Annotated in this window: 12 protein-coding genes; 3 read left to right on the top strand and 9 right to left on the bottom strand. The window is 60.8% G+C overall.

The features are described 5' to 3' along the window. Window positions 1-54: 54 nt before the first annotated feature. A complete protein-coding gene (qcrC, locus tag D3250_RS09685; protein ID WP_119903192.1) occupies window positions 55-852 on the bottom strand; it encodes a cytochrome bc1 complex diheme cytochrome c subunit in 798 nt (265 codons plus the stop codon). 60 nt (window positions 853-912) lie between these two features. After that, window positions 913-1,560, bottom strand: coding sequence for an aa3-type cytochrome oxidase subunit III (gene ctaE, locus D3250_RS09680; RefSeq protein WP_438830146.1), 648 nt, complete (start codon window positions 1,558-1,560; stop codon window positions 913-915). Window positions 1,561-1,763: 203 nt separating this feature from the next. Here ctaE and trpD point away from each other — a divergent pair, with 203 nt between their 5' ends. Further along, complete coding sequence (gene trpD, locus D3250_RS09675) at window positions 1,764-2,804, top strand: anthranilate phosphoribosyltransferase (RefSeq protein WP_119903190.1); 1,041 nt, start codon at window positions 1,764-1,766, stop codon at window positions 2,802-2,804. A 6-nt stretch (window positions 2,805-2,810) separates the two neighbouring features. On the opposite strand, the gene def is transcribed toward trpD, so the two are convergent. From def to D3250_RS09650, 5 genes are all read right to left on the bottom strand, one after another. Then, window positions 2,811-3,422 carry a peptide deformylase gene (gene def / locus D3250_RS09670; protein WP_119903189.1) on the bottom strand — a complete coding sequence of 204 codons (612 nt, stop codon included), beginning with the start codon at window positions 3,420-3,422 and terminating at the stop codon, window positions 2,811-2,813. A gap of 67 nt (window positions 3,423-3,489) precedes the next feature. Beyond that, complete coding sequence (gene ctaF / locus D3250_RS09665) at window positions 3,490-3,891, bottom strand: aa3-type cytochrome oxidase subunit IV (RefSeq protein WP_119903188.1); 402 nt, start codon at window positions 3,889-3,891, stop codon at window positions 3,490-3,492. Continuing rightward, complete coding sequence (gene ctaD / locus D3250_RS09660) at window positions 3,891-5,615, bottom strand: aa3-type cytochrome oxidase subunit I (protein ID WP_119903187.1); 1,725 nt, start codon at window positions 5,613-5,615, stop codon at window positions 3,891-3,893. The genes ctaF and ctaD overlap by 1 nt, the downstream gene beginning before the upstream one ends. A 2-nt stretch (window positions 5,616-5,617) precedes the next feature. Continuing rightward, window positions 5,618-6,511, bottom strand: a complete 894-nt coding sequence (ctaC, locus tag D3250_RS09655) for an aa3-type cytochrome oxidase subunit II (RefSeq protein ID WP_225973262.1) — start codon at window positions 6,509-6,511, stop codon at window positions 5,618-5,620. 244 nt (window positions 6,512-6,755) lie between these two features. After that, the gene (locus D3250_RS09650) at window positions 6,756-7,160 is read right to left on the bottom strand and encodes a HesB/IscA family protein (protein ID WP_119903186.1); all 405 of its coding nucleotides are present in this window, start codon (window positions 7,158-7,160) and stop codon (window positions 6,756-6,758) included. Between the two features lie 108 nt (window positions 7,161-7,268). Between D3250_RS09650 and D3250_RS09645 the strand changes: the two genes are divergently transcribed. Continuing rightward, on the top strand, window positions 7,269-7,889 hold the full coding sequence (locus D3250_RS09645; RefSeq protein WP_119903185.1) for a DUF3043 domain-containing protein: 621 nt from the start codon (window positions 7,269-7,271) through the stop codon (window positions 7,887-7,889). Window positions 7,890-7,921: 32 nt separating this feature from the next. Here the strand turns inward: D3250_RS09645 and D3250_RS09640 are convergent, their stop codons facing one another. Continuing rightward, window positions 7,922-9,013 carry a quinone-dependent dihydroorotate dehydrogenase gene (locus D3250_RS09640; protein WP_119903184.1) on the bottom strand — a complete coding sequence of 364 codons (1,092 nt, stop codon included), beginning with the start codon at window positions 9,011-9,013 and terminating at the stop codon, window positions 7,922-7,924. A gap of 60 nt (window positions 9,014-9,073) precedes the next feature. Between D3250_RS09640 and D3250_RS09635 the strand changes: the two genes are divergently transcribed. Next, a complete protein-coding gene (locus tag D3250_RS09635) occupies window positions 9,074-10,138 on the top strand; it encodes an alpha/beta hydrolase (RefSeq protein WP_158583121.1) in 1,065 nt (354 codons plus the stop codon). 4 nt (window positions 10,139-10,142) lie between these two features. On the opposite strand, the gene D3250_RS09630 is transcribed toward D3250_RS09635, so the two are convergent. After that, on the bottom strand, window positions 10,143-10,961 hold the full coding sequence (locus tag D3250_RS09630) for an isoprenyl transferase (RefSeq protein WP_119903183.1): 819 nt from the start codon (window positions 10,959-10,961) through the stop codon (window positions 10,143-10,145). Between the last annotated feature and the right edge of the window lie 7 nt (window positions 10,962-10,968).

Raw genomic sequence — 10,968 nt, 5'->3', positions numbered from 1 at the left:
TTCGTCCTTTGCTGTGTCTCAAGTGCGGTATGGGTGCTTGTGTGGATCTATGACCTAGGAGGACCGTGAGGTCAGCCAGACCATGGAGCCGATGAGGAGGGCTAGACCAAGGGTCCAGATGAGCAGGCCTTCAGACACAGGCCCCAGGAAGCCGAGAGAGAAGCCTCCCGGTGAACCCTGCTGCTCATAGGTCTTGAGGAACGCGATGATGTCTCGCTTATCCTCGGGCGGGATGTTGGCATCGTTGAATACCGGCATGTTCTGCGGGCCGGTGGTCATAGCAGTGTAGATGTGGACCTCGTCCACCCCGTGCAGGCTGGGTGCATACTTGCCTTCGGTGAGCGCACCTCCGGCACCTGCTGCGTTGTGACACATTGCGCAGTTGATGCGGAAGAGCTCCCCACCGCGTGCCGGGTCTCCTTGGTCGACGTCGAGCCATTCGTCATCGGGAATCCCGGGTCCGGCTCCCAGTGACGCCACATATGCTGCCAGCTGCGAGGTCTGCTCCTCATTGAACTGCGGCGGCTTCTGCTGAGCCTGCGGGCCTTGCATCTGCATAGGCATGCGCCCTGTTCCGACCTGGAACTCGACGGAGGCCGCACCGACGCCCACCAACGATGGTCCGGCGTCTGAGCCCTCGGCGTTCATGCCGTGGCAGGAGGCACAGTTGGCGACGAAGAGCCGTTCGCCCTCCTCTACCTGCTCCGAGCTGAAACCGTCGGGGGTGTTGGATGCCTGGGCCTGGTTCACCGTTGTTGCGGCGGCGTAGAGCCCGCCTGTGAGCAGCAGGCCAAGGAGGAGCAGCGCCACGAACGCGAACGGGTGGCGGCGCTTCTGAGAGAGTGCCTTCACTTCAGCCGGTTCCTTTTCTTCTCGGTGCGATTCAAAAGACTTGGGTGTCCCACAGGCAGGTCAGACCAGGAGCGGGAGGATGTAGACGACGCCGAACAGAGCAATCCAGACGACATCAACAAAGTGCCAGTAGTAGGAGACGACAACTGCGGCTGCAGCTTCCTTGTGGGTGAACTTCACACTGAAGTACGCCCGCGCGATCACGTAAAGGAACGCGAACAGGCCCCCCAGGACGTGCAGGCCGTGGAAGCCGGTGGTGATGTAGAAGGCTGAGCCGAAAGCATTGGTCTGAATCGAGACCCCGTGCGAGACAAGCACAGCGAACTCGTAGGACTGACCAGCGATGAAGATGGAACCCATCAGGAAGGACAAGATGTACCACTCGACCATGCCCCAAGACTTCATGCTCAGAGCACCACCGGTGCGGCGAGGCTGGTGGCGTTCAGCGGCGAAGACGCCGAACTGCGCTGTCACAGAGCTCGCGACCAGGATGACGGTGATGATCGTGGCCAGGAAAATGTCCAGGCGCCCACTGTATTCAGCCCACATCGCGGGCTGGCTGGAGCGCAGGGTGAAGAACATGGCGAAGAGGCCAGCAAAGAACATGAGCTCACTGGTCAGCCACACCATGGTTCCCACGGAGACCATGTTTGGGCGGTTCGGCAGAGTTCTTACCGGCGCGGCGGGGGCTTGGGTTGCAGACGTCACAGACCCATTATGGACTGAAATTGTCGCCGTTCGCATGCGGCACCGATGGTGTGGCGTACGCGGTCATGCTTGGAATTCTGCTGTTCCCGCGTGATTCCTGGGATCGGAGGTGAACAGGAGCGGTGAAAGTTTCGCAAATATTTCTACAGCGTGTCGAAATACGACTGAAACCCGGAGCTCGAGACCTAGCTATTGTGGTGCATATGACTGTTGAGCACATGACCTGGCCGGAACTTCTGGAGACTCTGTTAGCGGGCAATGACCTTACTTCGGAGACCGCCGCGTGGGCCATGGACCACCTCATGAGCGGTGAACTCGATGACACTCGGATCGCCGGGTTCTTGGTGGCGCTGCGTGCCAAGGGCGAGAGCGGGGCAGAGCTCTTGGGGCTTTCTGAGTCCATGATGAACAGGGCCGTTCAGATCTCTGTCGAGGGGCCTACCCTGGACATCGTGGGCACCGGCGGGGATCGACTGGGAACCGTCAATATCTCCACGATGAGCTCTCTGGTGGCGGTCGGCGCCGGAGCGAAGGTCATCAAGCACGGCAATCGTGGGGCCTCCACCACAGCTGGAGCTGCAGACGTGATTGAGGCCCTGGGCGTGAATCTGGATGTCTCGACACAGCGAGTCGCAGCTGCTGCCGAGGCGTTGGGAATCACGTTTCTCTTCGCCCAGAAATTTCACCCCGCGATGCGCCATGTCATGGGTACGCGCAAGTCCCTGGGCATTCGCACAGTGTTCAACTTCTTGGGTCCCATCTCTAACCCGGCACGTCCCACAGCACAGGCTCTTGGTTGCGCGAGCGACACTCTTGCCCCGCAGATGGCGCAATCGCTAGCAGCCAGAGGCACCCGTGCGCTGGTCTTCCGTGGACAGGACGGTCGAGACAAGATCACGACTTCGGCGGCAACTGACATCTGGGAGGTGCGGGATGGCTCGATCACGCACTCAGAGTTGCGCCCGGAGGATGTCGGTCTTGCTCGCAGCGCCGTCTCAGATCTGCAGGGCGGCGGGGCACAGCACAACGCCCAGATTGTTCGCGAGGTGCTTGACGGCGCGCACGGCCCCGTCCGCGACGCCGTAGTGCTCAATGCGGCAGCGGGACTGGCTGCGTTCGATGAGTCGGCCGAGGATGACCTGGTGAGCAGGCTCAGGTCACACATGGAGCGGGCTGCAGAGTCCATCGACTCAGGCGCAGCCGCCAAAGTCCTGCACGAGTGGGTGGCGTTCTCACAGACCTAAGTTCATTCAGGCAGCGCTCTCAGGACTTCCGGGACCGTCATCGTCGTGCCCGAAGGGATCGGGATCGACACCTGGGAGCCAAGAGTGGCCCGGCACGTTCCATCCTTCGCGCTTGACGACCTTCTTCCACTTCTTTGCGTAACGTTCGCGCAGGCGATTGACGTAGAGGTAACCGTCCAGGTGGTCGTACTCGTGCTGGAGGATGCGAGCGAACCAACCGGTCGCCTCGAACTTCATGGACTCACCGCGTGGGTCGAGACCGGAGATCTCCACATGGTCGCTGCGCTTCAGCGGGAAACTGTATCCAGGAGCGGACAGGCACCCCTCCACCTCCTCATCGGGATCCGGAGCTTCCTGCGAAATGCGCCCAATGAGACGAAGACTGGGATTGATGAGCACCCCCTGCTGGGGGACATCGCCGGTGTCCGGGTACTTCCAGTGGAAGATGCGCAGACTGACCCCGATCTGTGGGGCGGCCAAGCCTACTCCGCGGGAAGCCTCAAGAGTCTCATCCATGTCAGCAATCAGCCGATGAATATCTTGATCAATGGTGCGCACCGGCTCAGCCCGACGATGGAGAACCGGCTCACCGTGAATCACAATGGGGCGTACCGCCATGCGGCCAATTCCTCTCGGTGGACAGGCACGATTGACAGGGAACTATTCCCTCTCAATCGTCAGCTTGTCAGTGAGCGTAGGTCTTCCGGTTTCCTTCCATGACCCAGCCAGTGACGAAGAAGAGTGCCGGGATGCATGCCAGCAGGAAGACCCACCAGTCGATTGCGAGGCCGAAGAACAGGAAGGCCAGACTGAAGCCGAGCCCCAGGGGCCACCAGCTCCACGGGAAGAAGTCGCCGTAATTGCCGGCCATTTGTGCCACTTCACCCTCAGGATTGTCGCTGTCCATAGGCCCATGGTGCTTGCCCGCCGACCGCAGGTAGAACCAGAGCATGAACCCGAGCCCTGCCGTCAGCAGGAGCAGGGGGAAACCGGCCAGCTCGCCGAATCCCGTGAGGAATCCGTAGATGAAGGCTACGACGAGGCAGAAAAGCCCGATCCCACCAAAGATCACGACGTTGGTCTTCATCAGATACCCGCCTTATCTTTCTGGTCCGCTGGTCCGAAGACCTTGCCGGCCGGAGTGCTGACACTGTGCCGTTCGGAGAGCTCCGGGTGATGGAGATCCAGAGCGGGACGTTCTGAACGAATTCGCGGCAGCGAGTAGAAGTTGTGCCGCGGTGGCGGGCAACTGGTCGCCCACTCCAAGGAGCCTCCGAAGCCCCATGGGTCATCGACAAGAACCTTCTTGCCCTTGCGATGGGTAATCCACACATTCCAGAAGAAGGGTATGAGGGATGCGCCAAGCAGCATGGAAAACACTGTCGAGAACTGGTTCATGGCCGTGAAACCGTCCTCGACCATGTAGTCAGCATAACGCCGGGGCATGCCCAACACACCGAGCCAGTGCTGAATCATGAAGGTGCCGTGGAAGCCGATGAAGAGCATCCAGAAGTTGATCTTCCCCAGGCGCTCGTTGAGCATCTTGCCGGTCCACTTGGGCCACCAGAAGTAGAAGCCTGCGAACATGGCGAAGACAACGGTGCCGAAGACGACGTAGTGGAAGTGTGCCACCACGAAGTAGGTGTCAGAGAGGTGGAAGTCCAGTGGCGGGGAGGCCAAGATCACGCCAGTCAGTCCTCCGAAGAGGAACGTCACCAGGAAGCCGAGGCTCCAGAGCATCGGCGTTTCGAACGTGATCGACCCACGCCACATGGTGCCTATCCAGTTGAAGAACTTAACACCTGTCGGCACAGCGATGAGCATCGTCATCAGGGCGAAGAACGGGAGCATCACTGCACCGGTCACGTACATGTGGTGCGCCCAGACGGTGACTGAGAGGGCGGCAATGGCGATGGTCGCGTACACCAGCCCTTTGTAGCCAAAGATGGGTTTCCGGCTGAAGACCGGAAGTATCTCAGAAATAATGCCGAAGAACGGCAGGGCGATGATGTACACCTCAGGGTGACCGAAGAACCAGAAGAGGTGCTGCCAGAGGATTGCGCCTCCAGATTCAGGGTCAAATATGTGTCCGCCGAACCTACGGTCCAGTCCCAGGCCGAACAGGGCAGCTGCCAGCGGCGGGAACGCCATCAGCACTAGAATGGAGGTGACCAACGTATTCCAGGTGAAGATCGGCATCCGCCACATCGTCATACCCGGTGCTCGCATGCAGATGATGGTGGTGATGAAGTTGACACCGCCGGCAATAGTGCCGAAACCAGTCAGCGCCAAGCCAAAGACCCACAGGTCACCGCCCACTCCCGGTGAGTAGGTGGTGTCCGACAGCGGAGCATATGCGAACCAGCCGAACGAGGCGGCTCCCTGTGGTGTCAGGAACCCAGCGACCGCCACTGTTGACCCGAAGAGGAAGAGCCAAAAGGCCAGCGCGTTCAGACGGGGGAACGCCACATCGGGTGCGCCAATCTGAAGGGGCATGATGACGTTGGCGAACCCGGCGAAGAGCGGGGTCGCGAACATCAGCAGCATCACCGTGCCGTGCATGGTGAACAGCTGGTTGTACTGCTCCTTGGTCTGCAGGAACTGCATCCCTGGTTCGAAGAGTTCGGCGCGGATGATCAGTGCCATCACACCGCCGAGGCAGAAGAAAATGAAAGAGGCGATCAGGTACATGTACCCGATGGTCTTGTGGTCTGTGGTCGTCAACCAGCTGACCACGATCTTTCCCTTAGAGACCGGGACCGACCGCGAGACCTCGCGTGTGTCGTCGGAAGAGTATTCCATAGTGGTCATGATCAGTCGTCCCCTCCGGTCAGAACGTCGGAGTCGTGGAGATTAGGATTGCGGTTGTACTCGTCACCCAGGTGGCCTTCTTCGAGTCCGTCGAGGTAGTCCGTGAAGGTACTTTCGTCCACGACCTCCACATTGAACAGCATCTCCGAGTGGTACTCACCACAAAGCTCTGCGCACTTGCCGTCGAAGACGCCTGTCTCCTGCGGGTTGAGGTAGATGTAAGTGGTGCGCCCCGGGACCATATCGCGCTTCTGGAGGAAGGCGGGGACCCAGAAGGAGTGGATGACATCGCGGGACTTGAGTTCGAAGGTGATGTCGTGATCGACCGGCAGATAGATGGTCGGCAGAGTTTCCTGCACTCCCTCCTCTCCCGTGAGGTGGGCTTGAACACCGGTGTCGTGCACCACGTATTCGGTGCCATCATTCGACGTGTAGGTGTAGTTCCAGTCCCAGGACCATTGTTTGCCGTAGACCTCGATAGTCATGTCCGGGTCCTCATAAGGCTCATCGATGGAGCGCTGCACCTGATCGGTGTAGAAGAAGAGGACCCCGACCATCACTAGCGGAACCAGGGTGTACATGATCTCCAGCGGGATGTTGTAAGCCAGCTGGCGCGGATAACCGGTCTCACCTTTGCGACGGCGGTAGGCCACCATGCACCACAGCATCAGTCCCCAGGTCACCACGCCAACAGCCAGTGCAGCGATCCACGAGTTGACCCAGAGATCGGTCACCTCCGCGGTATTGGACGTGGTGTCGCGTTCACCGGGCAGCCAGCCGCGGCGTGCAGGGTGATCCTCTGCACATGCGGTGAGCACCAGAAGCGCCACACCAGCCAGGGCCAGCGACTTCGCCGTGCGGCTGAAGCTGCCGGTTTGTTTCTGCGAAGAACTCACAGACGGCCCTTCCTCTTTCAGTTGTGTGCGAGTGACTCGCGCACTATCACTTGGGTCTCAACCACTGCTGACAGGGCAGTGATCAGCGACATCTTTACGCTGGAGATAAGACTACTACGAGTTGTAGAGCCGGCGCTGGACCAAGACACCGCGCCCCTGCCTCCAGGCATGCAGAAACCCGCGTCTCTCTGCGGGACGCGGGTTTCAATATGACTTCTACATTACGTAGTAGAAGGCGGTGCTCTCAGTGGAAGGAGTCGCCGCAGGCGCACGAGCCCCCGGCGTTGGGGTTGTCAATGGTGAAGCCCTGCTTGGAGATGGAGTCCTCGAAGTCGATCGAGGCTCCCTCTAGATAAGGCACACTCATTTTGTCCACTACGACTTCAACGCCGTCGAACTCGCGGAGCGCATCACCGTCGAGTGTGCGCTCATCAAAGTAGAGCTGGTAAATCAGACCGCTGCAGCCTCCAGGCTGCACTGCGACTCGCAGTCGGAGATCAGTCCGTCCTTCCTGCTCCAGGAGAGACTTAACCTTCTGACTGGCAGTTTCCGAGAGCTCCACCTTGTGGGGAGTGAAACCCTCAACCTCAGAACCTCGGAGCTCGGCGCCGTTGTTGGACTCAGTTGTGTCTGGTGTGGCAGTGCTCATTGTCTCCCTTTACATCATGGTCTACAGCCAGTGCCTCTATGCACAGTACCAACGTCGGGTTGCAGCGGGTCATTCCCGGACGCTCGAGCGCGCCAGTACACTGGTCAGGTGCTTGGTTTCAGAAAGAAGAGTCAGACGGACATCTCGGCCCAAGAGGCTGCTGCCTCCCGCGAAGCAGATGAGGCTGCCGCGGCTCAGCGCAGAGGTACGCCGGAGAAGAAGGGGGTGCCGACCCCGAAGCGCCGGCATCAGGAAGCCGCCCGCCGGCGTCCCCTTGTGCACAATAACCGCAAGGCTGCCCGAGCATCGCAGCGTAAGGCTATGCAGGAGCAGAGGGCCAAGATGCGTCAGGCTATGGAAACCGGCGAGGAGCGGTACCTCCCCGCCCGGGACCGCGGCCCACAGAAACGATGGGTCCGCGATTATGTGGACGCCCGGCACGGAATCGGCGAGTGGCTCCTCATTCTGGTGCTAGTTTTCCTCTTCGCATCCTTCCTGCTCACCGATGAGACGCGTGCACTGACTTCATACCTACTCTTCATCCTGATGATCGCAGTCTTCACTGAGCTGTTCTGGGTGGGTAGAAAGGTTCGCCGGGGCTTGGAGGCCAAGTTCGGAGTCGGAAACGTGGAGAAGGGCTCGCGCTTCTACGCGGCAATGCGGGCCCTGCAGATGCGCCGGCTGCGACTGCCGAAACCGATGGTCAACCGAGGCGAGTTCCCCAGCTAGCAGTCCTCAGGTTCTGCTAGTACGGAGTCTTCTCACACCAAACTCATGCGGCGCAGCTCCATCAGCCCCGCGTTGACGCGCCGCGCCCACAGCGGCCCCTCATAGACGAAACCTGTGTAACCCTGGACCAGCGTCGCTCCGAGTCGAAGTCGTTCAGCGACTTCCTCCGCCGTGACCACTCCGCCGACTGAGATCACCGCGACCTCCTGGGGCAGACGTCCCCGCAGCCGCACCAAAACCTCTTTGGATCTTTCCACGAGGACGGGTCCGCTGAGTCCCCCGGCACCTGCCTCTGACACTTCAGCCGCTGGGCTGCGCAGACCCTGGCGGGAAACAGTCGTATTGGTGGCAATAATGCCGTCCAAGTGCATCTCACTGACCAGATCGGCGACGGCGTCGACGTCGGAGTCAGCCAGATCGGGGGAAATCTTGACCAGCAGCGGCACATGGCGTCCGGCCGCGGCGTCAGCCTCGTCACCCACGGCACGCAACAGAGGGCGCAGCGCTTCAATATCCTGCAGCTGGCGCAGACCCGGCGTGTTGGGTGAGGAGACATTGACCACCAGATAGTCGGCGACGGGGGCCAGCATGCTGGCAGAGCGCAGATAATCATCCACCGCGCCCTCCAGTGGCACAATTTTCGTCTTGCCGATATTCACCCCGACCACCGGCGCGTGCCTCCCTGCACGCTTGAGCCGGGCGATTCGCCTTGTGGTGCGTTCCAACCGACGCCGCACACGTGCAGCACCGTCATTGTTGAACCCCATCCGATTTATCAGGGCTCTGTCCTTCACCAGTCGAACGAGCCGGGGTGTGGGATTGCCCGGTTGTGCTTGAGCGGTCACAGTTCCGATTTCGACGTGGCCGAACCCCAGCGCGGCCAGAGGCAGCACCGACCACGCTCCCTTGTCGAACCCTGCCGCGAGACCGAACGGTGAGGGGAACGTCATTCCCAGCGCCTGCGTCCGAAGCGCGGGATCAGGGGCCGTGAGCTTCTCCAGCAGCACCCCTGCGCCACACCGGTGAGCAATCCGCAAGCCGGTGACCACCCCGTGATGAACCTGTTCGGGGTCCATGCGAGAGAATACGTGGCGAAAGACAGACTTATATACGGGAACCGGCATGGACAGATCCTATCGTCCACCCACCTGCGACCCACCCTGGCTTCGCTAGACTTAGCTCATATGACAATTGAGCATGAGCGAAAAACGCCGGCCTCCCAGAGCAGCTCCGCAGATGCAGCAGAGTCTGACCTGGAAGAGCTGAGTGAGGAGCTGCTGACTGATTCTCCCCCGGAGGAATGGGTCGCGGACTATCTGCCGCACTGTTCGCGGATGACGTTGCCGCTGGGCGAGGATTTCGAGGGCCCCGTGAGCGCCACGCTGGTGCGCTGCGATCAGGACCCTGAGCCGGGGTCGGCCCTTCCGCCGGTGCTGCAGATCCACGGTTGGACCGACTACTTCTACAACCTCCCTATGGCTTATCAGTGGATCGAACGCGGTCACCGCTTTTACGCCTTGGACCTCCGTAAGTATGGGCGGAGCCTGCGCGAGCATCAGACGCCCGGACATATCGAAGACCTCACCGAGTACGACGCCGAAATCAATGCTGCCTGCGCGGTGATCGCAGCAGAGAACCCCGAACTACCTGCGCCAGTGATCAGCGCCCATTCCACGGGGGGACTCGTGGCGACGCTGTGGGCTGAACGCCATGCGCGGGGAGCCTCCGCGCTGGTGCTGAACTCCCCATGGCTAGAGCTGGCCGGACAGTCTCCCGCCCGAGCCGCAGCAGAAGGCATCGTGACGCCGTTGAATCGGGTTAACCCGACCGCCGAGTTGAAAGTGCCTCGACCTGAGAACTATTGGCAGTCGATGTCCTCACAGGCCCACGGTGAATGGGAGCTGCACCCCCGTTGGCGGCCTCGCGTGTCTTTTCCCATGACGATGGGCTGGCTGAAAGCGGTCTTCGCTGGCCACCGCCGTGTACGTCAGGGACTGGACCTGGACGTTCCGGTCCTGGTGCTGCTCGCTGAGAAGTCGGCATTCAGGACGCAGTGGAACGAACAGTTCCAGGAGAGTGACAGCGTCTTAGACGTGGATCTGCTGGCGCGCCGATCTCATAAGCTCAGCCGCGTGGTCACGATCGTGCGGATTCCGCGGGCTATGCACGACATTTTTGCCTCGGCCGAGCAGGTGCGAAATGCTGCCTTTCAGGAGACCTCGAAGTGGTTGCGAGGGTACGTGGGGTGAGCCCTCAGGAGTCGCCCACTCTGTCCACGGCTGCGCCGTACCGCCGGTCCCGCTGGGCATAAACTTCCGCTGCTTTCCACAATGTGGTTCGGTCCACATCGGGCCAGAGCGTATCCATGAAGACGAATTCCGCGTAGGCCGACTGCCAGAGCAGAAAGTTGCTCAGCCGCTGCTCCCCCGATGACCGCAGGAAGAGGTCTACGTCTGGCACATTGGGCTGCTTCAGGTGCGCGCTGATCGTGGACTCGCGGATACGCTTAGGGTCGAGCTCTCCGCTGGCCGCCCGTTCAGCAATGCGCCGGACAGCGTCCGTGATCTCGGCGCGGCCGCCGTAGTTGACGCACATGGTCAGTGTCACCCGGGTGTTGTCCCGCGTAAGCTCCTCGGCGGCCTGAAGCTCCTTGATCACCGAGCGCCAGAGTTTGGGCTGTCTGCCGTTCCACCGGATCCGCACTCCCCAAGAGTTGAGCACATCGCGCTGGCGGCGCAGCACGTCACGGGAATAGCTCATGATGAAGCGCACTTCTTCAGGAGACCGTTTCCAGTTCTCCGTGGAGAACCCGTAGACGCTGACATGTTCGACGCCGAGTTCTATAGCACCGGCCATCACCTCCATCAGGCTGTGTTCCCCCGCCCGGTGACCTTCCGTGCGCGGGAGTCCTCGCTGATTGGCCCAGCGTCCGTTCCCGTCCATCACCACGGCAACGTGACGCGGGATCAGCCTGGTAGGCAGTGTAGGCGCGGTGGCTCCCCCAGGGTGCGGCCAGGGGTCCTGGTAGCGGGCGTCGTCGTGCTGGGGTCCGCGGGAAGTCACAGTGCTCATTGTGCCA

It is taken from the genome of Nesterenkonia natronophila, assembly GCF_003595215.1.
GTDB classification, from domain to species: domain Bacteria; phylum Actinomycetota; class Actinomycetes; order Actinomycetales; family Micrococcaceae; genus Nesterenkonia; species Nesterenkonia natronophila.
This window is presented reverse-complemented; position numbering and strand designations above follow the sequence as displayed.